General features: G+C 47.8%; 18 protein-coding genes. 14 read left to right on the forward strand and 4 right to left on the reverse strand.

Going from position 1 to position 26,668, the window contains the following annotated elements:
- Positions 1 to 35 precede the first annotated feature (35 nt).
- The gene (locus ADIS_RS22340) at positions 36 to 866 is read right to left on the reverse strand and encodes a DUF5675 family protein (RefSeq protein ID WP_010854559.1); all 831 of its coding nucleotides are present in this window, start codon (positions 864 to 866) and stop codon (positions 36 to 38) included.
- A gap of 263 nt (positions 867 to 1,129) precedes the next feature.
- Between ADIS_RS22340 and ADIS_RS10955 the strand changes: the two genes are divergently transcribed.
- From ADIS_RS10955 to ADIS_RS10965, 3 genes are all read left to right on the forward strand, one after another.
- Complete coding sequence (locus tag ADIS_RS10955; protein ID WP_010854560.1) at positions 1,130 to 1,597, forward strand: (2Fe-2S)-binding protein; 468 nt, start codon at positions 1,130 to 1,132, stop codon at positions 1,595 to 1,597.
- A complete protein-coding gene (locus ADIS_RS10960; protein WP_010854561.1) occupies positions 1,594 to 3,756 on the forward strand; it encodes a xanthine dehydrogenase family protein molybdopterin-binding subunit in 2,163 nt (720 codons plus the stop codon). The genes ADIS_RS10955 and ADIS_RS10960 overlap by 4 nt, the downstream gene beginning before the upstream one ends.
- Positions 3,757 to 3,900: 144 nt before the next feature.
- Positions 3,901 to 5,262, forward strand: coding sequence for a transglutaminase-like domain-containing protein (locus tag ADIS_RS10965; RefSeq protein ID WP_010854562.1), 1,362 nt, complete (start codon positions 3,901 to 3,903; stop codon positions 5,260 to 5,262).
- Between the two features lie 83 nt (positions 5,263 to 5,345).
- Here ADIS_RS10965 and ADIS_RS22710 read toward each other — a convergent pair whose 3' ends face one another.
- Positions 5,346 to 5,534, reverse strand: a complete 189-nt coding sequence (locus ADIS_RS22710; protein WP_081634916.1) for a hypothetical protein — start codon at positions 5,532 to 5,534, stop codon at positions 5,346 to 5,348.
- A 103-nt stretch (positions 5,535 to 5,637) separates the two neighbouring features.
- On the opposite strand from ADIS_RS22710, the gene ADIS_RS10970 reads away from it, so the two are divergent.
- From ADIS_RS10970 to ADIS_RS11000, 7 genes are all read left to right on the forward strand, one after another.
- Positions 5,638 to 8,448, forward strand: a complete 2,811-nt coding sequence (locus ADIS_RS10970) for a DUF6797 domain-containing protein (RefSeq protein WP_010854564.1) — start codon at positions 5,638 to 5,640, stop codon at positions 8,446 to 8,448.
- Positions 8,449 to 8,587: 139 nt separating this feature from the next.
- Positions 8,588 to 9,964: a Gfo/Idh/MocA family protein gene (locus ADIS_RS10975; RefSeq protein ID WP_035805615.1), complete on the forward strand. Its 1,377-nt coding sequence runs from the start codon at positions 8,588 to 8,590 to the stop codon at positions 9,962 to 9,964.
- Positions 9,965 to 10,087: 123 nt separating this feature from the next.
- Positions 10,088 to 12,166, forward strand: coding sequence for a tetratricopeptide repeat-containing sensor histidine kinase (locus tag ADIS_RS10980; protein ID WP_010854566.1), 2,079 nt, complete (start codon positions 10,088 to 10,090; stop codon positions 12,164 to 12,166).
- 116 nt (positions 12,167 to 12,282) lie between these two features.
- Positions 12,283 to 13,122, forward strand: a complete 840-nt coding sequence (locus tag ADIS_RS10985; RefSeq protein ID WP_081634918.1) for a LamG-like jellyroll fold domain-containing protein — start codon at positions 12,283 to 12,285, stop codon at positions 13,120 to 13,122.
- Between the two features lie 50 nt (positions 13,123 to 13,172).
- The gene (locus ADIS_RS10990) at positions 13,173 to 14,522 is read left to right on the forward strand and encodes a DUF1593 domain-containing protein (RefSeq protein ID WP_081634920.1); all 1,350 of its coding nucleotides are present in this window, start codon (positions 13,173 to 13,175) and stop codon (positions 14,520 to 14,522) included.
- 158 nt (positions 14,523 to 14,680) lie between these two features.
- Positions 14,681 to 16,093: a Gfo/Idh/MocA family protein gene (locus tag ADIS_RS10995; protein ID WP_010854570.1), complete on the forward strand. Its 1,413-nt coding sequence runs from the start codon at positions 14,681 to 14,683 to the stop codon at positions 16,091 to 16,093.
- 122 nt (positions 16,094 to 16,215) lie between these two features.
- Entirely contained in the window at positions 16,216 to 17,778 is a 1,563-nt protein-coding gene (locus ADIS_RS11000; RefSeq protein WP_010854571.1) for a sulfatase family protein, read from the forward strand.
- A 13-nt stretch (positions 17,779 to 17,791) separates the two neighbouring features.
- Here ADIS_RS11000 and ADIS_RS11005 read toward each other — a convergent pair whose 3' ends face one another.
- A complete protein-coding gene (locus ADIS_RS11005) occupies positions 17,792 to 18,661 on the reverse strand; it encodes a pirin family protein (RefSeq protein WP_010854572.1) in 870 nt (289 codons plus the stop codon).
- A gap of 93 nt (positions 18,662 to 18,754) precedes the next feature.
- Between ADIS_RS11005 and ADIS_RS11010 the strand changes: the two genes are divergently transcribed.
- Together ADIS_RS11010 and ADIS_RS11015 are read left to right on the forward strand one after the other, a co-directional pair.
- Positions 18,755 to 20,641: a sulfatase-like hydrolase/transferase gene (locus ADIS_RS11010; RefSeq protein ID WP_035805617.1), complete on the forward strand. Its 1,887-nt coding sequence runs from the start codon at positions 18,755 to 18,757 to the stop codon at positions 20,639 to 20,641.
- Between the two features lie 11 nt (positions 20,642 to 20,652).
- The gene (locus ADIS_RS11015; RefSeq protein WP_035805619.1) at positions 20,653 to 22,044 is read left to right on the forward strand and encodes an FAD-binding oxidoreductase; all 1,392 of its coding nucleotides are present in this window, start codon (positions 20,653 to 20,655) and stop codon (positions 22,042 to 22,044) included.
- Between the two features lie 23 nt (positions 22,045 to 22,067).
- On the opposite strand, the gene ADIS_RS11020 is transcribed toward ADIS_RS11015, so the two are convergent.
- Complete coding sequence (locus ADIS_RS11020; protein WP_010854575.1) at positions 22,068 to 23,237, reverse strand: acyltransferase family protein; 1,170 nt, start codon at positions 23,235 to 23,237, stop codon at positions 22,068 to 22,070.
- 296 nt (positions 23,238 to 23,533) lie between these two features.
- On the opposite strand from ADIS_RS11020, the gene ADIS_RS11025 reads away from it, so the two are divergent.
- Together ADIS_RS11025 and ADIS_RS11030 are read left to right on the forward strand one after the other, a co-directional pair.
- Positions 23,534 to 24,268, forward strand: coding sequence for a glucosamine-6-phosphate deaminase (locus ADIS_RS11025; protein WP_010854576.1), 735 nt, complete (start codon positions 23,534 to 23,536; stop codon positions 24,266 to 24,268).
- Between the two features lie 26 nt (positions 24,269 to 24,294).
- On the forward strand, positions 24,295 to 25,632 hold the full coding sequence (locus tag ADIS_RS11030) for a sugar MFS transporter (RefSeq protein ID WP_010854577.1): 1,338 nt from the start codon (positions 24,295 to 24,297) through the stop codon (positions 25,630 to 25,632).
- Positions 25,633 to 26,668: the final 1,036 nt, after the last annotated feature.

Below are 26,668 nucleotides of genomic sequence, written 5' to 3' on the forward strand. Positions count from 1 at the left end.
AGTGTTGTTTTTGGGGTGGTTGGCAGGAATTATGACTAAACGAGTTCTTTTGTTTTTTCTAGAATTTGTGCCTGTTTGAACCAATCTTCGTCCATGACTTGAATGCTCAATTTTTCACCTTGATCGAGCTGGGGATGTAACGTTTTGTAGAACCGCTCAAATGCAAGCCTCGAATGAGTGATCATCTTTTGCGGATCGGCTGCATTTACACCGTCTGCAATGAGAATACATCCCTCTGTGTCGGCATGGGAATTACCTATATGGATGTATACCCGACTGAAACCCGGAATACCCATTATCTCTATGTGAAAGTCAAACCAGGAGAAACGGCCTCTATATCGTTCGGTAAGCGGTGTGACAACTCGGTTAAGTTCGAGCGGATACGTGCCCGCAGGAATACGGGTATGTCCCGGGACTTTACTTTTTTGGTGCGTGTCTTCCAATGTGTAGGCAAAAAAACGGCCCCGCAAAAAAAGCAAGCCTAGGGTTGTTTGGCCGTCGTCGAGGTAGCGGAGTACCGTTACACTACTGCTATTTAGGGGAATTCCTTCTGCTGACTGGGTTTGCTGAAGTCTTTCTTCCAGCTCGTTGATTTTGCTCTTCAATTCGTCAATTACCGGAGAGGGTGCCGTAAACACGGGTTCATCAGGATGAGTGGTTTTTGGGGATCCATTTTCTCCGAGGGCAGGGGTTTTGCCGAAGAGTCCTTTCAGTGAGTCCGAGGCCCGCCGTACCAACAACACGATGTAGCCCGCGAAGCCTACCAGCCACATCCATATTCTGTCCAAAACCTGTGGTTGGGTTACGAAAAGGATAGCAAGAACCAATAGGATGACAAAAAGGACTATTAAAAAAGGACGGCTCATAGGAAAGCGGTAGGTTTTGGTCTTCGGGGTTGATAAAACTATCTAAACAACAAGGATCAAAATTTAATTATAAAATACGATAAATCAAACCCCCAAAAGGTTTTTATTTATGGGAATTAAAAAACAAGATTTTTTGGATGGCAGGTTGGCCAATTGAAGCGCCTTAATGTAGATCGAAACTAAATAAAAGGGAATAAAGCGAAATTTTTGAAAACAAAGGGAATATTTTCTAATTTAACTGCTTAAACAATAGATTCTTAAAAATGGCTAACTACAACTTGCAAATCAACGGAAAGAGTTATCAGGTTGACGTAGACGAGGACACCCCTCTTTTATGGGTGCTTCGAGACCACCTCGGCTTGGTAGGTACGAAGTATTCCTGCGGTATATCCCAGTGTGGTGCTTGCACCGTTCATATCAATGACAGTGCCGTGAAATCCTGTAATTATCCGGTATCAGCAGTAGGTTCTGAAAAAGTGGTCACGATAGAAGGCCTGTCGAAGGATGGTGATCATCCGGTTCAACAAGCTTGGGGAGAGGTCGACGTAGCGCAATGTGGCTATTGCCAAGCAGGTCAGATCATGACTGCTGTGGCGTTTTTGAAGAAAAACCCAACGCCAACGGAATCCGAGTTAGTGGAAGCAATGAACGGTAACATCTGTCGTTGCGGCACCTACCACCGAATCAAAGAAGCTGTATTACTTGCCGCCTCCAAAACCAAGAAATCATGAGTATACAACTGAAAACCAATAGAAGAGATTTCCTGAAAATAGCAGCTACCGCAGGTGGCGGCCTATTGCTAGGCTTCCATTTTTCCGGTTGTGATTCGCCAAAGATCAGTGTGGTTTCGGACGAAGAGCTACTGGCACAAGCGGTTAACTACAATGCCTTTTTATCCATCGCGCCGGATGGCCATGTTGTGATCTATTCTCCAAATCCGGAGCTTGGGCAGAATATCAAGACCTCCTTCCCTATGATCGTTGCCGAAGAGTTGGACGCTGACTGGGAAAAGGTAAGGGTAATGCAGGCCTTTTTGGACAACGAAAAATACGACCGACAGGTGACCGGAGGTTCGGGGGCGATGCCGCATTCTTGGGAACGCCTGCGTAAAGCCGGTGCCACAGCGAGACGAATGCTGATTGAGGCTGCTGCGAAGCGATTGAATGTAGATGCGGGTAGTTTATCCACCGACAAAGGTATGGTGATCCATGCGGGAAGTGGCAAAAAGCTTGGATACGGAGAACTTGCAAAAGAGGCGGCGTCCATTGAGGTTCCGGAGGACGTACCGTTGAAAAACATCAAGGATTTCAAAATAATCGGAACTCCGGTCAAAAACGTGGACAATAAAGCGATGTTCACGGGCAAGCCCTTATATGGCCTGGATATCTATCGCGATGGAATGAAACATGCGATGGTGCAGCGTCCCCCATTTGGGATGAAGCTAAAATCGTTTGATGCAGATGCTGCCAAAGGCGTCAACGGCATTACCGATGTGGTAACGTTTAACGATAATGTGGCCGTGGTGGGCAACTCTACCTGGCCCTTGATGAAGGCACGAAAACTGTTGAATATTCAGTATGAGCCGATTGACGGTGAGCTGGAAAGTACTGAAATGCATAACCGTATCTTTGATGACCTGTTGAATAATGGAAAAGCACAGGTAATGCGTAAAGACGGAGATGTGAATGCGGCGTTCCGTAATGCGGCCAAAATTGTGAAGAGTGAATACCAGTGTCCCTTCCTTTCCCACTCGCCCATGGAGCCAATGAATTTCTTTGCCCATGTAAGGCCGGATGGGGTGGAGCTGGTCGGGCCTACCCAAACGCCGGATAGAGCGAAGGCAGCAGCTGCCGAAATAGCCGGGGTAGATCCGGACAAGGTTACCGTGGAAATGACCCGATTGGGAGGAGGCTTTGGCAGAAGGCTTCGTGCTGATTTTGTGGAAGAAGCTGTCCACGTTTCCAAATTGGTCAATGCGCCTGTAAAGTTGATTTGGACACGGGAGGATGACAATACCGGAGGTGCGTATCGTCCTGCGGTAAAATACCGGTTTGAAGCCGCGCTTGACGCCAACAATACGTTTATTGGATACAAACTGAAAGGGGTAGGCCTGAATGCGGGCAATACCACCCGTGAAAATAATTTCCCATCCGGCTCCGTAGATCACTTACTTATCGAGTCGATTGATTACAAGTCCCATATTACTACCAATGCCTGGAGGGCACCTATTACCAATTTCCTGGCATTTGCCGAGCAGTCATTTTTGGATGAGGTAGCGGAAGCAGCGGGTAAAGATCCCGTTCAGTTTAGGTTGGAGTTGCTTGATCGAGCCAAGAAGAATCCGGTCGGAAGCATACATTATGACGTAGACCGCATGCGTGGAGTAGTGGAAATGGCCGCCGAGAAATCAGGATGGGGCAAAAAGCAGGGAGTGGCCCAGGGTTTTTCTGTTTACTTCTCCCACCGATCCTATGTGGCGCAGGTGGCCGAAGTTCGAATGAATCAAGGCAACCCGGTTTTGGAGAAAATATACGCCGTGACCGATTGTGGTATCGTGGTAAATCCTACCGGTGCCGACCAGCAAGTAAGAGGCGGTATGGTGGATGGTATGGGGCACGCCATGTACACAAACATGACCATCAAGAACGGCCTTGCCGAGCAGAAGAATTTCGATAGCTATCGATTGATTCGAATGAAGGAAATTCCTGAAATAGAAACCCACTTTGTGGATAACGGAATCGATCCTACCGGATTGGGAGAACCCGCACTGCCGCCAACAGGTGGAGCGATTTCCAATGCCATTTATTGGGCGACCGGTAAGAGGTTGAGAAACCAGCCATTTATAGAACAGGAGGAACTGAAAGAGTTTAATCTGGGTCAGCGATCGTAGCCCTGTCTATTTTGAATGGTTAAAAAATGCCGTCTCCGTTACTGAGATGGCATTTTTTTTCTATTTTAGCCTCAATGGGATGGCTAGTAGTACCCAAGATACCTAGGGAAAATCATTCCAAATAATTAAAATAGATTGAAAAACATGAAGAAGTTAATTGCCTATTTCCTTTTGTCCAGCTATGCATTGTTCGCTTGTCAGTCTTCTGAAAAAAGCGGGGTAGACTCCAACGATGAATTAGCGGTTGAGTCGATGTCGCGGGTTTCGATCGCGGAGATTGAAGAAGGAATAAAGCAGTTTATTGCGGATCAAAAGGAGGAGCATGGTGGCTTTTTTCATGTAAAGGACGAAAACCATGACCTTAAAATGAAATTGGTTCGTGTTCACACTGAATACCTTTCCAATCTGGGGCCGGATTCGCATTTCGCTTGCGTAGATCTAGTGGACGAACACGGAGATGTGTATGACGTGGATTTTTTTATGGAGGGAAAACCAGGTGACATGAAAGTGAGGAGCAATTCGGTTCATAAGCTGAATGGAAGGCCTTTTTATTCCTGGAAGCAAAATAGCCAAGATAAAACCTGGTACAAGGTTCCCTTAAAAGACGCTGGCAATAATTTGCTCGGCGTTATTGAAGGACAGGATTCGTTTGTTTTTCACTATACGGCGACCATTCCGAAGCTTAGCGGTACGGCGTTTATGTGGGTTCCCTTGGCTGAATCCGACGAATACCAAGATATAAAGGTTGAATCGATCCAAATTCCAGGAAAGCACGAGAGAATTACGGATCCGATTTTCGATAACAGGCTTCTTTTTTTGGAGTTGGGCCCGGAGGACAGCGAAAAGCAGTTGGAGATCAGCTATTCGGTCACAAGACGGGAAAAAGGCCCCTATCCGGCTCCTTTTCCTGATTCGGCTATTCATCTGGCGTCAAATATACTCATGCCTACGGGGGGTCGTTTTGAGGAAATTGCCCGCCAGGCACTCGGTGATAAGATCCATGACTCGCCGCTAGTGCAGGCAAGGGCCCTGTATGATTACATCATTGACAATATGCGCTATATGAAGTTTGGCAATTTTGGAAAGGGGGACTCAAACTATGCCTGTGACAGCAAGACGGGCAATTGCACGGAGTTTCATAGCTATTTCATCTCCCTGGCCAGATCGGTCGGGATTCCGGCAAAGTTTTCAATCGGCGCGTCTATTCCCTCCGATAGAAATGAGGGCGGAATCGATGGATATCACTGCTGGGCTGAATTCTATGCGGATGGCAAATGGTGGCCGGTTGATATATCAGAGGCAAACAAGTATACGGCGTTGGCTACGTACTATTTCGGCAGGCATCCGGCAAACAGGGTGGAGCTCAGCAGAGGCAGAGACCTGCAGGTTAGTCCAGGACCCTCATCAGGCCCTATCAATTTTATTGCCTACCCCTATTTGGAAATAGATGGTAAAGAAGTGAAACTCGCAACGCGTTTTTCCTTTACCAGAAGGTCAAACGGGTGATACCAGATTCGCGTATTTCTAAACGACTGCTGAACCACCCGTTTGTCACTCTGGATTTTACTTCGAAAATGGCAATCAATGCCCTAGTTTGATGGGTGTTCAGAGGGATGCTCCTTACTTTCTCCTTCATTGGGGTGTTCGCTGCCCTCGGAAGGATGTTCGGTTTTTTCGCTCTCGGAATCAGTCTTTTTTCCACCACATCCTGTGATCCCCGTTCCTAGCAATAAGCCCACTACGGCCATTGAGAGGAAGATGGTTTTAATGCGTTTCATAGATCAATAAGGTTAGTCAGCAGGTAAGTTAACTGTTTTTTTTGATTTTTAGTTATTTGGTGCGTACTTGCTTGGTAATATGCATCAACTATTCAATTCAAAGATGGACGTATCAGGTGGTCTATTGGGCAAGGGTTTTGGAAAATGGCCTGGAAACAGATGGCTTTTCTTTCTAATGTGTCTACCGGTTTTATCATTGTTGATTTTTGCCTGTGGGCAGGAAAAGCCTTTGATTGTTGAGGTAGATTTTGATCAGGTAGAGTTTGCGGATTTTGTTGAGCCGGATTTTCCGTATATCACCACGTCCATTGATGCAAGGGATTTGGGTAAGCGCTTTCCAACTGACAATATTTCTGCTCGGGCCTTGGCAGTCAAAGTAGGGGAAACAGCTTACATGGCGTTTGATCCGGATATGTTGAGATGGACGGTAGGATGGACCGGGGATTTTCTACCCATGGTGACCATGGCCCAAATTTCGTACAATAGTTTTTATGATAAGAACAACAAAATCCCGACGATAGGGGGATATCCCCACTTTGCCACCGGCCAATATCCCGGTTGGGTAAAGGGTGATGAGCCGATGTTTTTGGATCCCCGGCCTGCAAATCCCTATCCTGGTGCACCATCTTGGGGGGCATTGGATGCCAAAGATGCCCGCTGGGAAGGGCACTACCTGCAGCAGGATGGTATAGTGCTTTCTTACACTGTAGGAGAAACCTCCATTTTAGAGCGTCCGGGTTCATTTCAGCAGGATGGTGTCATGGTTTTTACCCGCTCATTTGAAATCAACCCACACCAAGAGGCCATGCACGTAGCCGTGGCGGAGGTAAAAGATGGTATTAGGGCGGAACTGAAGGGTCATACCGCCAGGCTTTATCATGGGGACTCTACTGAGTTGGTTACCGCTGTCTCCTTGGTCGGAGATCTTACCGGTGTGAAGGTTCAGGTAAAGGACAACCGATACCTTTACGTGACGTTTCCGGGATCTTCCGACAAAACGAGGAAGCTTGGATTGGGGATCTACACGGTAGAATCCTCCGACGTTGCAATAGATGATTTTTTAAGTGGTTTTGATTGGTCTGTTCCGGAGGTTGAAAAGGGTTTCGCTCCACGATGGAAAGAGCGTGTGCTTACCCAAGGCCAATTAGCCCCTGATACCGCGGCATTCGTTACAGACCGGTTGACACTCCCTGTTCCCAATCCCTGGAACCGAAACGTGCGGGTGGTGGACTTGGATTTTTTTGAAAAGGATAAGGCGGCATTGGTTACGTTTGAAGGCGACGTATGGGTGTTGGAGGGGATCAGCAAAAACCTGAACCGCTTGTCATGGCGTCGGTTTGCATCCGGCCTGTACGAGCCCCAATCTATCTCCGTAGTCGATGGCCAGGTGTATGTGTATGGAAAAGAAGGGATTGTAAGGCTGCACGATCTCAACGAGGACGGGGAGGCTGATTTTTACGAGAATTTCTCCAATATCATGGCGCAGTCGATCGAAACCAGAGAGTGGGCTAGTGATATGGTAAAAGATCCGGCTGGTGGCTTTTACATCGCCAAGTTCGGTGCCCTGGACATGGGACCTGAAACCTCCTCCCCGAAAGCAATTATGGGTTTTCGTGCAGGTTCACAGCATGGGGGGGCGGTATTTAAGGTTTCCGCAGACGGAAGGGAAATGGAAATGGTAGCCTCCGGTTTCCGAGGGCCTTATTTGGGCATTGATCCTAAAACGGGTAGGTTGAGTGGCTCCGACCAACAAGGGCATCATATGCCTTCCACACCTATCATGCTGATCGAGCCAGGGGATTACTACGGCGTAGCTGCCACCGCCCATCGTACGGATCTGCCCGAAATCACCCCGCCGCTAACGTGGATTCCCCATGCCGAGGACCGATCCGGTGTCAGCCAACTATGGGTTCACAGCGATAGAATGGGACCTTTGAATGGAAAAATGATCCACTTTTCATACGGTAGACCAGGTCTGTTTCAGGTATTGGTAGACGAGGCGGAAGGTGTTCGTCAAGGGGCGGTATCCGTTATCAAAGGAGATTACCCGGCTCCGACCATGAAAGCGGAAATCAACCCCGGTGATGGATGGGTGTATCTTGGCGGATTTGCACTTTGGGGACACAAATCAGAGGTATTGACTGCTTTGTTGAGGCTTCGATATACCGGATTGGAAAGTACACTGCCAGAAAAGTTTCAGGCTCGGGATGGCGGTGTGATGATTCGGTTTGGCATGGAGTTGGACGAAGCGTCCGCTAAAAATATCGCCAATTATTCCGTAAAACGTTGGAACTATCAACGTAGCGGCAAGTACGGGTCTGGGCACTTCAAACTGAATGGCGAGGATGGTGAAGAGCAACTGCCCGTCGTGGCGGTCGAAATTTCAACTGACAAGCGTGCGGTGTTTTTGGCTATTCCGAGGATGGCCAACGTAATGCAGATGGAGGTTGATTACCGAGTTAAGGGTAAAGGGGGGACTGAGTTGGATGATAGCATCTGGTTTACGGTAAATGAACTCGCCATGCCCAACCTGCTGGCTGAGGGATTCAATGAGGTGGATTTCAACCAGATTTTTCAGGGAGGGGATTTTGCGCTTGCTACTATACGGGAGGAGGCCAAGCCCACCTTGGAACATGGAAAACAGCTGTATGCCAAAATGAACTGCATCGCCTGTCACTCTATAGATGGGAACAACGAGGGTCGAATCGGCCCTGGGATGAAAGGGATATTTGGAAAGGAAAGGCCCATAAAAAATGGAGAAGCTGTCTTGGCAAATGAGGATTACCTCGCCGAGTCTATTTTGGAGCCTAGTAAGAAGATCGTGGAAGGATACGATGAGGGAATGCCGTCTTTTTTGGGTATTCTATCTGAGAATGATATAGCGTCTTTGATTTTATTCATCAAGTCCCTCTAGGGGGATGACGCTTACAGAACAGGGTTTTACCGTTTAAGGAATCCCTGTTCTTTTTTTTCTCTTTTTTTAGGTCTGTGATCGATATTGTTTTTATATTTCACCTGACAATAATCCAAGTAACCTCTTATCATTTTTCAGTATGAAAGATCAATCAACGGTAGCTTCACGCCGCCGGTTTATGCAGAAAGCCGCAGTAGCGGCGATAACCCCTCCCTTATTGATGGCCTTGCCGGCTAATTCATCAGCTCCCAATCGCAAACTTAGGCACGTAGCCGTTGGTGTGGGCGGTATGGGCTGGCATGATTTGAACCGATTTATGGCCCATGAAGGGGTGGAAGTGGTGGCGATTTGCGATGTAGATGCCAATCACCTCAAGCGAGCGGCCGATGCGCTTCCGAATGCCGCAACCTATTCGGATTGGCGTGAGCTTTTAAAGAAAGAAGCGGGTAATTTTGACTCCATAAACGTGAGTGTACCCGACCACAACCATTTTGCGATTGCATTTGAATCCATTCGGATGGGCAAGCATGTTTATTGCCAGAAGCCTATGTGCCACGATGTGGCCGAAGTAAGGGCATTAACCCAAGCCGCTGCGAAAAAGGGCATTGTGAGTCAGTTGGGTACGCAGCATGCGTCCGGCCTAGGAGACCGCACCGCCGTACAGTGGATCAAGGAAGGGCATATCGGCAAAATAAAGCATGTGTATTTATGTTCGAACAGGCCAGGAGCCACGGAAGCATATAGGTTTAAGGGGCCCAGACCGGCACAGGGTGAGGCACCTCCGACACATTTGAATTGGGATCTTTGGGTTGGAACGGCCCCCATGCGGGAGTATGCACCTGCCATTTACCATCCTGCGAAATGGCGGGCTTGGCAGGATTTTGGCACAGGCTGGTCAGGAGATATTGGCTGCCATATTTTCGATGCGGTTTGGAAAGGAATGGGGTTAGAGGATCCGTTGTCGGTCATAGCGCGGGTGCAGGATTCTTGGAAGGCATCCCCGGAGCGAATGTTAGATACATGGCCCCAATCGAATCATATTAAATGGACATTTCCGGGAAACGCCATGACAGCGGAAAAGGAATTGCCCGTAGAATGGTTTGACGGAGAGTTCTACCCACCGGAGGATGTACGCGCCTTGTTTTCCTTGGAAGATTATCCCGCAGAGTCGGCCATGTTGATCGGCACAGAAGGGGCATTGTTGATACCCCATACCAAAATGCCAGTGTTGCTACCTGAGGCCAAGTTCGCCTCGGTTACTGCTCCAGTTCTGGAGGAACGGGATCATTACCATCATTTTGTGGATGCGTGCTTGGGTAAGACAAAAACCGAAAGCCATTTTGCGCAGTCAGGGCCTATGACCGAGGCGATCATCCTTGGTACGGTAGCATTACGCGAACCCGGTACCTTGCTCAAGTGGGATGCCAAAAAAATGAAAATCACAAACCTGCCCGGTGCGGAAAAGCACCTGTCCCGCAGCTATCGAAAAGGCTGGGAGGTGAAAGGTTTTCGTTGATTTTTATCCTAACGGTGTAGATAATTTATGAAGGATGGCCATTTGCCATCCTTTATTATTTTCCGGGAATCATGTGATTTTTTGAATTTTGTCTTATTTTTAACGATTGATTTTTGGAAGTAGATGAGGCACCCCATCAAAATATGTAGCTACCTGATTTATAATGCCTTGATTTTTTTGTCAGGATACATGCTCGTTAGCTGCCAACGGGAGCTTCCTGCTTACGAACCCATGAGGCCGGAGATATATGAGCTTTATCACACCTCCAATCGCCTATTGAATTCGGGACTCCTACCAAATTATCCGGATCATTTGGATTCGTTGCATAGCGTTTTTTCCGATTTGAATGTATTGGAACAGTGGAATATCTACCATCATTTGGCTTTGTTTTACATCAATTTTGACGTGGATCTGGAGAGGGCATCCCTATACAAGGACAGTATGGATCTGGTGTTGAAGGGTCTGGAGACCGTGTATAAGGTAGAGTATTCCCGGAATTTCTTTATAGAAGGACATATTTTTAAGGCTCAAAAACGGTATGCGGATGCCTTTCGTAGTTATTACAATTGCAGGGAGTTTGCGAGGAAGCATTTGCCGCCCTGTACCACTGCCGACTTCACCTATCAGTTGGGTATTTTTAAATACGAGCAGCGGCAGTTCGAGCAGGCCATTGGATATTTTAAGCAGGCATTAGAAGAGGTTAGTCACTGTGGTGATTCGGATACCTTTGGTGTTAGGGTGATGGATCCCCAGAAATACCTGAACACTACCGCACTCTCCTTTGAGAAACTGGAACATTATGACAGTGCCGTACTTTACTACGACAAAGCATTGGATTTTATTGGATCTCAGTTTGAGAAACATCCAGAAGAAACCAATCCATTGGAGTACCATTTTTTGGAGGTGGCGACCGGCGTGGTGCTCGGAAACCTGGGTGGGGTACTTGCCAGACTGGGAGATTTCGAGCGGGCCGAGGAAGTACTTCTTCGCAGTATAGAGACTAACGACCGTCCCGAATACGATATTCCCGATGCAAGAACGGCCAAGATAAAACTGGCCAACCTCTACGTGCAGCATGGCAGACTGGATCAAGCCAAAACCTTAATCGACGAGCTTGCAGATTCCATAGAACAGATTCCATTGAGAAATTCGGGATATTTTGATATACTGACCCGCTTTCACAGGTTGAGATGGTCGTATTTCGACGCGGTCGGAGACGAAGTCAATGCCTATAGGGATTTGAATGCGTATGTAAACCTCTATGAGGAGAATGAGCGGGTGGCCGAAGCCTCCCGATACCTTGATATGGAAGAAGCGTTCCGGGTTACCGAGCAGCAATACGAGATTGCGTTGATAAGCCGGGAAAATGACATCAAGAATATTTATTTGCTGGGTACAGTTATTTTTTTAGTTGTGGCCCTGGGGTTTCTGATGAATGTGGGCTTTCATCTTAAACGGTATCGGGCAATCAACAAACAGATCAGCGAGCAAAACATCGAACTTCAGGATGCGCTGGGTGCGCTGGAGCAGAGCCATGCCGAAAACTCCCGGATGATGCATATCGTAGCCCATGACCTTCGTAGCCCCATCAGCAGTATGACCATGATCGCGGATGTGTTGTTGGAGAGCGGGAATTGGACAGAGGAAGACCGAACGCTCATCGAACATATCAAATTATCCGGAAACAACTCCCTCAACTTGGTTTCCGAAATGCTGCAGGTGAATCGGGGTATGGAGGGAATACAGAAGGAAGAAGTTGATTTGGATCGAATGCTTCATTATTGCACAGATCTTTTGAGATTTAAGGCAGATGAAAAGCGTCAGAGGATCGTGCTAAAAACAAGTTCTGTCAAAGCACTTGTGAGCAGGGAAAAGATGTGGAGGGTAGTCAGTAACCTGATAGCCAATGCGATCAAGTTCACAGAAGAGGGAGGTATTATAGAGGTGTCGTTGGAACAAAAGAATAATCAAGCTTTAATATCCGTTCAAGATAATGGAATAGGTATTCCCGATAAATTGAAAGACAGCCTTTTTGATCTTTTCACCAACAGTAAGAGGCCAGGCACGAAAGGGGAAACGCCACATGGAATGGGCTTGGCGATATCCAAGCAAATTGTTAAGGCGCACGGTGGACGAATCTGGTTTGAAAGTGTGGAAGGCAAGGGTTCCATCTTTTTTGTTGAATTGCCCTTGGAATCTTAACTTGGCCTTTCGGTAATTTATTTCCCTATTAGTAAGCCTACTGTCTATTGCGGTCTGAAGTTTCTGTACCGTAGCTATGGGTAACCTGTTAGTCACGCTATATTTGTGAAAAAAAGATGCGATTTCGTTTTTGTTTGGGTTTGTTCGTCTTCCTAATAGCTATCCTTCATGCAACAGCGCAGGATCGGCATAGCAGAAAGCACCTGTTGGCGTTTTGGGATTTTTCCGAAGAGGCGGGCAGTCCGAGGGTATCGAAATCTTTTTCCAACGAGGAGGTGTATCAGTTGCTGGAGGGAACGCTTCCCATAGAGCGAATTGGCGAAGGGCCGGTAAACAATAGCTCGGCCTACATCCGGGATAGCACTTGGTTTTTTATCCCACGTGCGAAGCTCGGAAAGCTGAATATTTTTGGCCCTAATGCTCAGGTAACAGTTGTGGCCTGGGTGAAGAAGGATACTGAAAAGTATTGGCAGGCCATAGGGGGTGTTTGGGATGAAACCCGGGAAAAGCGGCAATACTATTTATTTCTGAATGCTGCGAGCAAAACCCACCATGATGAAATGAAACGGTACCCCACCAATAACTTGATTCATGGGCATATTTCTGCGACAGGAGGGAAGACGCCGGGACAGATCGCTTGGATTTCCTATGTAAGTAGCGCTGATCCCGTAGATGTGAATCAATGGGCAATGATTGCGATAACCTACGATGGAAAAGAAATCAAGGCGTTTAAAGATGGCAGGCTAAGTGCAAATGAAAAGACTAATCCATTCCCATATGAAGAGGGGATCTTTGACGGCGGGGAGGATGGAGCAGATTTCACGGTTGGGGCAAATTCCGTAATCGGCAAAATGACCAATCAGTTTATAGGTCAAATCAGTGGATTGGCAGTATTTGACGTAGCCTTGACTGAAAAAAGCCTCAAACGGCTACACAAAAAAGGCATAAAACTGTAAGGGGTTTTTGGGTTAGTTTGGTACCTTCGATAGAGTAAACCCAAAATGCCATGAGATATTTATTCTGTTCGAGTTTCTTTCTTTTTTTGTTTCCTGTTTTTTGCGGATGGAGCCAAGAATCACCGAAGCCCATTGTTATCGTTTTAACCGATATTGGAGGGGATACCGACGATGAACAGAGCCTGGTTCGATTCCTTTATTACGCAGATCATTTCGATATTCAGGGTATTTGTGCTACGAGTAGACTTGGGCATGGACAGGATACAAAGCCTGAGTTGATTTTCAAACAACTCAAAGCCTACCAGCAAGTCTATCCAAATCTGGTGCTGCATGCAGCCGGTTTACCCCATCCCGATACACTGTTTGATAAGGTAAAGAATGGACTGGGTGATCATTCAAGGTTGGGAGAGGGATACGATACGGAGGCATCAGAGCATATCATCCGGATAGTTGACGACGCTGAGGGGATGGTTCACATTCCAGTCTGGGGCGGCTTGAGGGAGCTCGCACAGGCGTTATGGAAAGTCAAGAAGGGGCGGTCGCCGGAGGAAGTGGCTGCTTTTTGCAAAAAAATCCAGGTACATGCGATAGGAGATCAAGATGGACATAGGAACTACCTGTGGAGTGAGTTTAAGGATTTGCGCTTTATTGCCAGTGGATTTGCTTGGTTGGGATTTACAGGTGTGCGTGAACTCAGTGCTTTTAGAGGTATGTATATGACCGGAGACGTTAGTATGCAGGACGGAGACTGGGTTCGCAACCATATACATGGCAATGGAGCCCTCAGTGATTGTTATCAATTGCACGGACACGGGACGGACGGGATGAAGGAGGGAGATAGTCCGTCTTTTCTAGGATTGATATCCAATGGATTGAATAGTCCCGAAAGACCCGAATGGGGTGGTTGGGGTGGCCGTTTTCGAAAAATCCCAGGGTCAATCTACGTCGATGCTCCTGATTTTTTGGATGGTACCTTAAATGAGCGGCATTCGGTAGCCAGATGGAGACGTGCCTTTCAACGTGATTTTATGGCTCGGATCAAATGGGCTACCAACAGCTTCCAGGAAGCCAACCACCCTCCAACGGTATGTGTAAATGGGTCAACCGGGTTGGATCCGGTCGTTTTCTCGGTAAAGGGTGGAGAATCTATCCGTTTGGATGCCGCAGGCAGCATGGATGTAGACGGCGATGGATTGGGTTTCAATTGGTTTGTCTACGAGGAATTGTTCAAACCGTCTCAGGAACTTTTTTCCTCATCAGCGAGAGAGGATGCGGCCATCTTGGTCCGTATTCCGGAAGATGGGTTAGCGGCACCGGTTCATATTATACTGGAAGTTCAGGACACGGGTGTTCCGCAGTTAAGTTCCTACCGACGCATTATTTTCCAACCAGAACCTTAGCGTTTGCATCATAGCTTAAAATCGGGAGCTAATCAACCCCTTTCACCCACAGAATCGAGTAGAGGTTTACTGTTTTGCAAAAAAAACATCCGTTTTTAGAATTTAATCATTATACTGCCTTTTGAAAAATAGTTACCCAAAAATTATACACCAAAAATATGAATAAAAACCGAAGGAGTTTTATAAAAACCGGAGCCATGAGTGCTGCGGGTATTACGTTGATTCCCTCGATGGTACTGGGAAAGCCGCTTGGGCACGTAGCGCCAAGCGACAAAGTTAACCTGGCATGTTGTGGCATTGGCCACAGGGGCGGAGAAATCATCCGCGCACTGCACGAGACCGGTTTGGCCAATGTTGTGGCGCTCTGCGACGTGGATATGGGGGCTCCCCACACCCAACGGGTAATTGAGATGTTCCCCGACGTTCCCCGGTTTCAGGATTTCCGGGTAATGTTTGACAAAATGGGCAATCAGATAGAAGCGGTTACCGTTGGGACGCCGGACTTCTCCCATTTTCCCATTACCATGCATGCCATGGCACTTGGCAAACACGTATACGTGGAAAAACCCATGGCGAGAACCTTTCAGGAGGTAGAGCTCATGATGGAAGGCGCCAAAAAATACAAAGTGGCCACGCAGATGGGAAATCAGGGGCACTCAGAAGGGAACTACTTTCAGTTTAAGGCGTGGAAAGATGCGGGCATCATCAAGGATGTAACGGCCATGACCGCCCATATGAACGGAAGGAGACGTTGGCATGATTGGGATGTGAATATGGGTGCCTATCCGGCAGGTCAGCCTAAACCTGCAACCATGGATTGGGATACCTGGCTCTCAGCAATCGAACACCACGACTTCCATAAGGATTTTCATGAAGGCCAGTGGCGTTGTTGGTTCCAATTTGGCATGGGCGCCTTGGGAGATTGGGGAGCTCATATCATGGACACGGCCCATGAGTTTCTGGAGCTAGGCTTACCCTATGAGGTCAATCCGGTAAAACTAGATGGCCATAATCCCTTTTTCTTTCCAATGGCCTCGACCTTGGACTTTAAGTTTCCTGCACGAAAGGATATGCCTGCCTGCACCATTACCTGGTATGATGGCGTAAACAATATCCCCGCAGTGCCGGATGGCTACGGTGTGTCGGAGTTGGATCCGAACATTCCGCCACCAAGCACCGGACAATTGCAGCCTGCCAGGCTTAACCCCGGTAAAATCATCTATGGAAAGGACTTAACCTTTAAAGGAGGTTCGCATGGCAGTACGCTGAGCATTATTCCTGAGGAAGCGGCCAAAGACATGGCATCCAAGCTTCCGGAGGTACCGGAAAGCCCATCCAATCATTTCGCTAATTTCCTCAAGGCCTGCAAGGGCGAGGAGAAATGCCGATCTTCGTTTGAAATAGCGGGCCCGTTAAGCCAAGTTTTCTGTTTGGGTGTTTTGGCACAGCAAATGAATACAAAGATCGTCTTTGACCGTGAAACCAAGAAGGTGGTAAATAATCCGCTGGCGAATGCCATGTTGATAGGGCCTCCTCCAAGAAAGGGATGGGAACAGTATTACCGCGTTTAAACCCTGCCTGTTTTTGAAACATCTATAAAGAGTCCACGGTCACGATTTTTCGGAGATGGTGGACTCTTTGCTGTAGTTATTGCTTGATAATCATCTGTCTGCCTTTAAACCCAAACCTTAGCATGAACCGGCTTATCCCTTTCCACCACCTGTTGGGTGTTTTTTTGATTTTTCTGCTGCCGGCCTGCGGTATCAACGGGCGTATAGATACGAAGCCTTCTAAACCCAACATTGTCTTCATTTTTGCAGATGATATGGGGTACGGTGATATTCGTTCGCTTAATGCAGGCTCCAAAATCAATACCCCGAACCTCGACAAAATGGTATCGGAAGGGATGTACTTTACCCAGGCGCATGCCAGTGCATCGGTGTGTACGCCGTCCCGATATGGGTTGCTTACCGGTAGGTATGGGTTTCGTTCGGACGCAGCCGCATACGGAATCACTGGTTTTTCTGGGCCGGTGGTAGAGGAGGGAAGAGAAACCCTGGCAACGCTGTTAAAGCGGGCAGGTTACCATACGGGTATTGTGGGCAAGTGGCATTTAGGCTTGGAATGGCAGACAAGGGATGGTTTACCCGCGCGATTGGATACAGAGACGGGCTTTTCAAATATAGAGTATGCTAAGCCGGTTCAATGGGGACCGTCAAATGTGGGGTTTGACGAGTCGTTTATTCACCCAGCCTCATTGGACATGCCTCCTTACGTGTTTTTAAGAAATCATGAGGTTGTCAACCCGGACGTGGTACTTAGTTCCTCGGTTTATCCGAGGCGAAAGGAGGGAACGGTTTTATCCTGGGATAAAAAGCATTCCGATGACAGGGCTATCTACTGGGAAAAGGGCGTTTGGTGGAGAGATGGGGAAATGTCTACGGATTTCCTTTTCGAGGCTTGCCAGCCGACCCTTCTTGACGAAGGGATAGATTTTATTGCAAGGCACACCAGTCGAGGTGCGGTGGAGCCGTTTTTTTTATACTTACCGCTTACAGGCCCACACACACCATGGCTACCTTCGCAAGCCAATCAGGGTAGATCAAAGGCCGGTGTTTATGGGGATTTCGTATTGGATATTGATTTTTTGGTTGGTAAGATCATGGAGGTGCTGGAAGAGCAGGGAATAGCAGACCAAACTCTTCTGATTTTTGCCAGCGATAACGGAGCCTATTGGCCGGAGTCGGAAGTCGATTTGTTTTCCCACGATGCCAATGGCGGTAGGAGAGGACAGAAGGGAGATGTCTGGGATGGAGGGCATCGTATTCCCTTAATTGTCCGATGGCCGGAAGTTGTCCAGAAGGGGCGGTCTTCCGACGCATTGATCAGCCTTACCGATTGGATGGCGACCTTTGCGGATATGCTCCAGGTTGCTACTGGAGAAGTATATGGGGAGGACAGCGAGACGTTTTGGCCTTTGTTGTCGGGAACCTCAAACGAAGGAACGCGGACAGAAATGGTGCATCATTCCTCACGAAACCTTTATAGCATCCGAAGCGGAGGCTGGAAATACATAGAGGGATTGGGATCAGGCGGGTTTACCGATCCGGCACTTATTGCCCCGGCTGAGGGGGATCCCAAGGGACAACTTTACAATGAAGCATTGGATGTTGCCGAGCAGGAAAACCTGTTTTTCAAGCATCCGGAAATTGTAGAACGACTTTCTGAAAGGCTACTTCAGATCCGGAGTAGATAAGCCTCTGACAATCTTATGCAGGCAAAGGAACAAATCCCGTCTCTCCCTTAATTTTTGGGAACCGTTGGTTTTTCCAGTCCTCTTTTGCCCGCTCGATTACCTCGGGGTCGGAGTGCACAAAATTCCAATAAATGTGTCTTTCCTCAGGAAACGGCTCACCGCCAAACAGGTAAATGGTCGTATTTGCACCGATCTCAAAGGAACACAGTTTGGCGTTCTCAGCAATGAGAATCTGCCTGGGGCCGAACGTGTTTCCCTCGGTGTTGATTTCTCCTTCTAAGATATAAAGGCCGCTTTCACCGAATAACGCGTCGCCGACATCCATTAAACGCGGCTCGGAAGCCTTTATCTCAATCATGTACATGGGACTATATACCGGAACCGGAGATCTTCTGCCAAAGGCCTCTCCGGCGATCAACTTAAAGGAAACTCCATCTGAAATCCATCCCGGGATTTCCTTTTCAGATACGTGGACGAAACTTGGATCAATATCCTCTTGTCCTTTGGGCAGTGCCACCCAAATCTGTAGTCCGTGAAGCGTCTTGGCTTTGTTCCGAAGATCTATTGGCGTTCGCTCGGAATGTACGACTCCCTTTCCGGCTGTCATCCAGTTAACAGCACCGGGTTTGATCTCCACTTCCGAACCTACGCTGTCTCGGTGCATAATGCTACCCTCAAACAGAAAGGTAAGCGTAGACAGTCCGATGTGTGGATGGGGAGGCACGTCAAAGTTTTCGGAGGAGGAAAGGCTGACCGGTCCCATGTGGTCTATAAAGGCAAATGGCCCCACCATTCTTTTTTTGTAAAAGGGGAGTAGCCTTCCCACCATAAAACTCCCGATGGACCGCTCCCTTTCCTCAATAATCAACTGGATGTTTGACATAAGAACTGAATTTTACGGAAAAACTGACCTGCACCGCCAATAGGTTAAAAATAGTTGTATTTTTAGACTAATAACCCATTTAGCTTCAAAAAAATGAAGGAAACTTTTCTGGTTTTCGCTGTAATGCTGCTCATCGGCTGCTCCAAATCCAAGGACTCACTGCCTCCACCCAATATCTTATGGATTACTCATGAAGATATGAGCCCAATTTATGGTTGCTATGGAGATGAATACGCCCGAACTCCCCATATTGATGAACTGGCTGCAAAAAGTGTTCGATTTGATTGGGCGTTTTCAAATGCACCTATTTGTGCACCCGCACGATCTACGCTTATCTCGGGGATGTTTGCCCCTTCACTTGGTACCCAGCATTTGAGATCTGATATACCACTTCCTGAGGGTTTTAGGATTTTTCCCCAGCTCCTTAGGGATGCAGGGTATTATACGACCAACAACGTAAAGACTGACTATAACTTCTCTGCTGAAGGAAGATGGGATGAAAGCAGCCAAACGGCCCATTGGAGAAACAGACCGGAGGGTAAGCCGTTTTTTAGTGTGTTTAATTTTATGATTACCCATGAGGGCCCCACCAATGCATTGCGGGCTTCCGATACGGAGGGACTTACCGAGTGGAATGACCCACATGAGGCGCGCCTACCTCCCTTTATTCCGGACTCCCCGGTCATGCGGCAGCTTTGGGCCCATATGTATGACTTGCTCGCTGTTTTTGATCAAGGTGTGGGCAGGATCCTTACGGAATTGGAGGAGGACGGACTGTTGGAGAATACCATTATCTTCGTTTTTTCCGACCATGGCAACGGGATACCGGGGTACAAGCGGTGGTTGAATAATGCGGGCCTACAGGTTCCATTTATCCTGCATATACCTAAAAAATACCAACACCTTGCCCCTTTTTTGACCGAGAGCTCTACAGACCGGCCCGTTTCCTTTGTCGATTTTGCACCTACGGTACTGGGGTTGGCGGGTTTAGAAGCTCCTGAGTGGATGGAGGGGGTTGATTTTCTCGCCACGGCAAAGCCGGAGACATCCTACGTATATGGCTACCGTGATCGGGCAGATGATTGTTACGAAGTCGCTAGATCCGTTTTTGACGGCAGATACCTGTATGTTAGGCACTTTATGCCTCAGTTGCCCTATTTTCAAAAAGCGGTGATTTTCGAAAAGGAAGGCTCCTATGCGGAATTCAACAGGCTTTACGAGCAAGGTACGTTAACTGCATCCGCGTTAAGACTGATGCAGGAAAAACCAGTGGAAGAACTATATGATTTGTGGGAGGATCCATTTGAGCAGCACAACCTGATTGGAATCAACGACCTTGAAGGCAAACGGAAGGAGTTGGAAGACAACCTGATCGATTGGATGGTTTCCCATCGGGATACCGGTATATTAACGGAGGGTATCATGATGATGGGTGCTATGGAGGCTGAAACATCGGTGTTTGAATTTGCCAGGGGCATTCCGGAGGAAGATTTTCTGGATATGCTTGGGGCTGCTGGAATGGTAGGACGCATTTCCGAGGCTGGGGAGTTGAAAGGGGCACTGGTGTCTGACCATGAGGTGGTTCGATTTTGGGCGTTGGTAGCAATGGACGCCTTCCCCGGGGCCGCAGAGGAAGTATGGGAGCAGGTAAGTTCACTGCTGTATGATCGATCAGCTTCGGTCGCGATTAAGGCAGCGGAGGTAATGGTGAAGAGAACCGGAGATCCCAGGGCACTGGAAGTATTGCAGCAAATGCTTGCCGCCTCTTATGAGCCTCTTGTTTTGCAGGCGGCTATCAGTGTCCGCCAGTTGGAGGAAAAGGCACTGCCGTTGGTACCGGCGATTCAAAGGGATATTTTCCCGAAATATGCGGGGGAGATTTGGGGTAGGTACCGTAATTGGAGCTATCCCATGTTTATAGGGATGGCACTGGACAAAGCCCAACAAAACAGCGGTGTCCACCTTTCCCCTCCACGCTGAACCTACTATCCATGACAGCAACAAACCTCACATTGGTTCGTATTGCGGAAATTGTCGGAGCGGACAACCTCCTGGTTGGGGATGCCGTTTCGGAGCGGTTTGTGCATATATGGAAGACGCACATCCCGCTTGCCGCAGTAGCGGTGGTTACCCCAACCTCTGTGGAGCAGGTTTCTGCCGTAATGCGGTATTGTCATCAAACAGGACTGTCGGTAGTGGTGCACGGCGGCCTGACGAATATGGTAGGCAGCACGGAGACATCTGGCATTGAACTGGTCATCTCCATGGAGAAGATGAACCGAATACTGGAACTCGATGTAAACAGCAAGACGGCCTTTGTAGAGGCCGGCGTCATATTGGAACACCTTCAAGAAGAGGTGAAGAAGGTGGGGTTGATGTTTCCCGTTACCTTCGGGGCAAAAGGTTCTGCACAGGTTGGTGGTATGATAGCCACCAATGCGGGTGGCTTGCGGGTATTTCGGTATGGCATGACAAGGCAATGGGTGCTGGGATTGGAAGTGGTGATGTCTGACGGCACCGTGATCTCCGGATTGAAGAAGCTTGTGAAGGATAATTCAGGGCTGGACCTCAAGCAGTTGTTTATTGGATCGGAGGGAGTCCTTGGCATTATCACCCGTGCGGTACTAAGGCTCAGTCCGGCTTCCGGGGGACGCCATACCGCCTTTGTGGCCTTGGAAGATTTCGGGCAGGTACTTGTGTTTCTACGGTCAATGGAACTCACACTAGGTGGAGCGCTTACGGCATTTGAACTGATATGGAAAGATACCTACCAGCGTATGTGCGGCGTACTAAAAGGTGGCGGGATCCCGCTTGCGTTTGGGTATCCCTTGTACGTACTGTTGGAGATATCCACATCCACGGGAGGCACTTCACCAAATTTGCTTGAACAGCTGTTGGAAAAATACCTGGAAGAGGGGATAGTATTGGATGCTGCCGTAGCTTCCAGTGAATCGGAACAGAACCGCTTTTGGCGTATTCGGGAGGACGTGGATCACCTTGTCTCCCAGTGCACCTTTGACCAGCATTTTGATGTAAGTCTCCCCATTGCCGATATCGGGGATTATGTGGACGGAATCAGAAGAAACCTCGACGCGGAGCCCGGTGTGGATACGTATTTTGTGTATGGGCACATGGCCGATGGCAATATCCATGTGGTAGTCAGTAAAAAGTACGATTCGGTCGATTTGATAGAAAGGGTAAACAACCTTATCTATTCTCCGTTGACGAACTACGGGGGATCTATTTCCGCAGAACATGGGATAGGAACGCATAAAAAAGCCTACCTTCCGTACTGCAGATCGAAGGAAGAACTGGACCTGATGCGACGGCTGAAGGGTGCCCTCGATCCCAAGGGTATTTTAAATCCCGGGAAAATCATATAAGTCCCGGGATCTTTTTGGCCACATCATACTTTGATAAATATCTTTTTACGGTAGAGGATGTAGAGGAATAGCCATACCAGTACAAGTGCCCCAAAGGCTTCGAAAACGCGATGCCATTCCTCTGGCAATGGGCTGTACAACCCAAAAAACAGCTTACGCGAGGTATAATTGAAATTGATGAAGCTGTAGGCATAGTAGATGGTCAGTGAATTTAGGCCAATTACCTGGAAAAAGAAGGCCCATTTCCGGATCTTCCAGACATCAATGATGGTATAGAAAACCATTAAGAAGATAAAGGCCATGCCGGCGGTAAGCATGACAAACGAACTGCTCCATAGGTGCTTATTGATGGGGAAGTGCATGTTCCAAACCAACCCAATGCCGATGCCGATTACCCCTGCGGTGGTCAGCCATTTGATTTTTTGCCGTTCGGACAAACTTCGGATGAGCAGGTCTCCCGCAAGCGTTCCGAATAGGGTCAGACACATGGCGGGAAACTGGGTAAGCAGGCCAAGCTCGTCGTAGGTTCCCTGCAACAGCCTACCGGGGAGGAATGTGCGGTCAAACCAACCCACCAGGTTGCCTTCGAAACTAAGGTCGCCCGCACCATAACCCGGAACGGGAATCAGGAAAAGCGCAGCATAATACGCCACTAGGATCCCAATTGCCCATCCCAACCGCTGAACTGCATTGAAATTTAGGAAAAGCAGGGTAGAGACGAATGATGCTAGCCCAATGCGCCCCAATACAGAGCCCAACCGTATCTGCGAAGGTTCAAAAAAGGGAATGGGGGCGTTTTTAAACAGAATGCCCAAGCATATTAAGATAAGCATTCGCCTAAATGCCTTTCGGTATAGGGAGTTCTTTTCCAAACCCATGGATTGGCCCTTGGAAAGCGAGTATACCAGTGAAACGCCCGCCATGAACAGGAACAGCGGAAAGATAAAGTCGTAAAACGTAAAGCCGTCCCAGGCGGGATGGGTAAGCTGGTCTGCAATCCAATCAATGGCACCCAAGCCGGTTTTTCCTTTTAGAAGGACGAGAAAGGTTCCTCCTCCGGATATTAGGAGCATATCAAAGCCCCGAAGGGCGTCGAGGGAAAGAAGCCGTTCTTTTTTTCCCTGAAGAGGCTGTGATGGATCGGGCATTTGCGTAGAACTGCTGTCGACATTGGGCTGGGTCGGGGTTTTCATAGGGGTCTGTTAGGTTGGGTTTTCCGTCTGTAATGCGATAAATGGGTTTTGTACTAAATTCATCTGTTTTGCAGTGAATTTATTTCTATTCATTGGATAAAAAAAGTATTTTTATCCGATGAATTATAAAATGATGCCTGAACGGCATTTTTTACGAGCTGGGATTTGGTACGTAACCGCTGTGTATTTTAATTAAATCTTATGGCCAAAGCATGTTGCACACACCTACATTTTGGCTACTTTAGCCGACCGAATTAGTTTAAGACCTTTCTACACCAACTAACCAATTTTACCCTATGGAAATAATCATAGCCGCGGATGCCAAAGAGCTGGGAAAACAGGCTGGCAAAGCTGCCGCTGAGTTAATAAGAAAAGCGATCCAAGCCAATGGAAAAGCCCATATTATCCTGGCAACCGGAACCAGTCAGTTTGAAACCCTCCTCCAGTTACTGAAAGAAGATGGCATAGATTGGGCGAAGGTGACCATGTTTCATTTGGATGAGTATTTGGGACTGCCCATTACCCATCCGGCGAGCTTTCGGAAGTATTTGAAAGAGCGGTTTTTGGATCAGGTAGGCGAGTTGGCAGGCTACCACTTGATCGACGGAGAAGCGGACCCCACGGAGGAAACAGCTCGATTGGGAAGGCTGATAGCGGCGGCACCCATCGACGTGGCCCTGGTGGGGATCGGTGAAAACGGGCACTTGGCCTTTAACGATCCGCCGGCGGATTTTGATACGGAAACGCCCTACCTGGTGGTTGATTTGGATGAAGCGTGCCGCAAGCAGCAATTGGGGGAAGGTTGGTTTCCGGATTTCGAATCAGTACCCAAGCAGGCCATCAGCATGTCCATCCGACAGATCATGAAATCTGCTTCCATCATCTGTTCGGTGCCCGATGAGCGAAAGGCAAAGGCCGTCCGGGATTGTGTGGAAAATGAGGTCAGCAACCACTTCCCCGCATCGATCCTACAAGAGCACCCGCAATGCGCGCTATATTTAGATAAGGCTTCTGCTTCTCTTTTGAAATAATCCTACCACCCAAAATAACCAAACCTGTGGCGTCTAAAACCCAAACCGTAGAAGTAGGCGCGCTCACGCAGCGGCAGACCTATATTTCAATTGGCATTATCGGCGGACTGTTTTTTATCTTTGGCTTTGTGTCATGGGTAAATGCCATCCTGATACCTTATTTTAAGGTGGCCTGCGAGCTCAACAACTTTCAGTCCTACCTGGTGGCATTCGCTTTTTACATTTCCTATTTCGTCTTTTCGGTGCCGGCGTCCTATTTGCTGAAGGCCGTCGGATTCAAAAAGGGGATGAGCGTGGGATTTTGGGTCATGGCGGTCGGTGCATTTGTTTTTATCCCAGCGGCGATGGGACGTACCTACGAGATTTTTCTCCTAGGCCTATTCCTGATCGGTGCCGGCTTGGCGGTACTTCAGACCGCTGCCAACCCCTATATCACCATCCTGGGGCCCAAGGAATCGGCGGCCCAGCGCATCAGCATCATGGGGATCTTAAACAAAGGGGCGGGCATATTAGCCCCGTTGGTGTTTGCCGCCGTGGTACTTCGGGTGACCGATGACGAGATGATCTCCCAGTTGCCACTTATGTCTTTAGAGGATAAGAACGGTTACTTGGATGAGTTGATCAGTCGCGTAATTTTTCCCTATACGATGGTAGGGTTTTCACTGCTTCTATTGGGTATGCTGGTACGGCTTTCTCCGCTTCCGGAGATCAATACCGAACAGGAAACCGCAGAGGTAGCGCAATCAAACGCGAATAAAACCCATATCTTTCAGTTTCCGCATTTGATCCTGGGAGCGGTTGCCATTTTCCTGCACGTGGGAACCCAGGTGATCGCCATTGATACCATCATGAGTTATGCCATGTCCATGGGGATTTCCATGCTGGATGCGAAAGTATTTCCTTCGTATACGTTGGCCGGTATGATTGCCGGGTATATTTTCGGCATTGTCACCATCCCCAAATTTATCAAACAGGTCAATATCCTGCGGGCCTTTACCACCATGGGCTTGCTGTTTACCTTTGGCATTATCTACCTGAGCGGTGAGGTAACCCTTTTGGGCATGCAGGTGGATGTTTCCATCTGGTTTGTGGTACTACTGGGCTTTGCCAATTCGCTGGTATGGGCCGGTATTTGGCCCTTGGCACTGGACGGATTGGGCAAATTCACCAAACTTGGTGCCTCGATTTTGATCATGGGGCTTTGTGGAAATGCGATTTTGCCGATGGTTTACGGTTATTTTGCCGATTCCATTGGATTGAGGGAGGCTTATTGGGTGTTGGTTCCATGCTATCTTTACCTCATGTACTATGCGTTTTATGGTCATAGATTACGATACTGGCACAGCGGGAAACGCCGAGTTTAGACTGTGGCGTCCCATGATATGAAAACCTTGAAAAAGCCACGCCAATATCGGGGTCACATCCAGGATTAATGCGGGCCACGGACAGACCTTCCGACCTGCCATCTTGCTCTTCCACCTTCAACGGCATGGCCTGTTCGTATTACTTCTCGTCACATTTCTACGCCAGGCTTTTTCCGGCGGGCTGTCGGCGGTACCTGTAAGTGGCCAGCAACTTGCCTGTTGCCGCGTAGGGGAGAAGGGGTGTTCTATTTTAGTATTGTACCTATAAATTAGATACCTCGTGTTAGAACCCTTATTTAAAGATTTTGAATGATGTACCATAAGTACTTCTATGGCCTCTTCTCCTCAAATTCCGTAGATAATCCTGTAATTGCCCTCAATCCATTCCCGAATAGTTGCCTCATTCTTTTCAGCGACTATCCTTCCAAATTTCGGCATAGCCATTACAAATGGAATTTAACGGATTACGACTGCAAGGGAGGTTAGGAATAGGAGGGTGTAGAAGGATTCCACACCCAGTAGGGGCAAAGACCTGACGAGATGTTGAAAATTTATTGATTTCGCAAACTTTACATCTCATCGTTAAATATCCTAAATTTTTAAAATACCATTTATGACAGATTGTCAAAAATCTGCTTTCTATTTTAACTCTTGTATCAAATGTCGTAAAAAAATTATCCTAAAATTATTTGGAAATATAATCTTTTTTTTTTTAACTTTAATAAATAATTTTATAACTCAAAATAATACTATTATGAAAAAGTTCTTTAAAAAGCCAGTTCTTTTGTTGGGGTCGTTGGCAGCGGTCGTTGGTCTAGGTTTTGGTTTTGGTCAGAAACCAGAAGTAATGGCATACAATTCTAATGACTTATGTGAATACATAGAAGATCCGAATGACCCAGATAGGGACGGTTGTAAGGTAAAATTTGTCGACCAGGCATGCCTTTGCGAAGGATGTTAAAAGGTTTAAGTCAGTCGTACGTTTTAAATGTATTATAATACTCCCCTAAAATGGTACCAGAGGTTAAGTTAAAAA

The sequence above is a fragment of the Lunatimonas lonarensis genome (assembly GCF_000390185.1).
Lineage (GTDB): Bacteria > Bacteroidota > Bacteroidia > Cytophagales > Cyclobacteriaceae > Lunatimonas > Lunatimonas lonarensis.

Excerpts from the sequence above, each read along its gene's own strand:
- ADIS_RS22340 (WP_010854559.1), bottom strand. The coding sequence starts at position 866 with ATGAGCCGTCCTTTTTTAATAGTCCTTTTTGTCATCCTATTGGTTCTT.
- ADIS_RS10955 (WP_010854560.1), top strand. The coding sequence starts at position 1,130 with ATGGCTAACTACAACTTGCAAATCAACGGAAAGAGTTATCAGGTTGAC.
- ADIS_RS10960 (WP_010854561.1), top strand. The coding sequence starts at position 1,594 with ATGAGTATACAACTGAAAACCAATAGAAGAGATTTCCTGAAAATAGCA.
- ADIS_RS10965 (WP_010854562.1), top strand. The coding sequence starts at position 3,901 with ATGAAGAAGTTAATTGCCTATTTCCTTTTGTCCAGCTATGCATTGTTC.
- ADIS_RS22710 (WP_081634916.1), bottom strand. The coding sequence starts at position 5,534 with ATGAAACGCATTAAAACCATCTTCCTCTCAATGGCCGTAGTGGGCTTA.
- ADIS_RS10970 (WP_010854564.1), top strand. The coding sequence starts at position 5,638 with ATGGACGTATCAGGTGGTCTATTGGGCAAGGGTTTTGGAAAATGGCCT.
- ADIS_RS10975 (WP_035805615.1), top strand. The coding sequence starts at position 8,588 with ATGAAAGATCAATCAACGGTAGCTTCACGCCGCCGGTTTATGCAGAAA.
- ADIS_RS10980 (WP_010854566.1), top strand. The coding sequence starts at position 10,088 with ATGAGGCACCCCATCAAAATATGTAGCTACCTGATTTATAATGCCTTG.
- ADIS_RS10985 (WP_081634918.1), top strand. The coding sequence starts at position 12,283 with ATGCGATTTCGTTTTTGTTTGGGTTTGTTCGTCTTCCTAATAGCTATC.
- ADIS_RS10990 (WP_081634920.1), top strand. The coding sequence starts at position 13,173 with ATGAGATATTTATTCTGTTCGAGTTTCTTTCTTTTTTTGTTTCCTGTT.
- ADIS_RS10995 (WP_010854570.1), top strand. The coding sequence starts at position 14,681 with ATGAATAAAAACCGAAGGAGTTTTATAAAAACCGGAGCCATGAGTGCT.
- ADIS_RS11000 (WP_010854571.1), top strand. The coding sequence starts at position 16,216 with ATGAACCGGCTTATCCCTTTCCACCACCTGTTGGGTGTTTTTTTGATT.
- ADIS_RS11005 (WP_010854572.1), bottom strand. The coding sequence starts at position 18,661 with ATGTCAAACATCCAGTTGATTATTGAGGAAAGGGAGCGGTCCATCGGG.
- ADIS_RS11010 (WP_035805617.1), top strand. The coding sequence starts at position 18,755 with ATGAAGGAAACTTTTCTGGTTTTCGCTGTAATGCTGCTCATCGGCTGC.
- ADIS_RS11015 (WP_035805619.1), top strand. The coding sequence starts at position 20,653 with ATGACAGCAACAAACCTCACATTGGTTCGTATTGCGGAAATTGTCGGA.
- ADIS_RS11020 (WP_010854575.1), bottom strand. The coding sequence starts at position 23,237 with ATGAAAACCCCGACCCAGCCCAATGTCGACAGCAGTTCTACGCAAATG.
- ADIS_RS11025 (WP_010854576.1), top strand. The coding sequence starts at position 23,534 with ATGGAAATAATCATAGCCGCGGATGCCAAAGAGCTGGGAAAACAGGCT.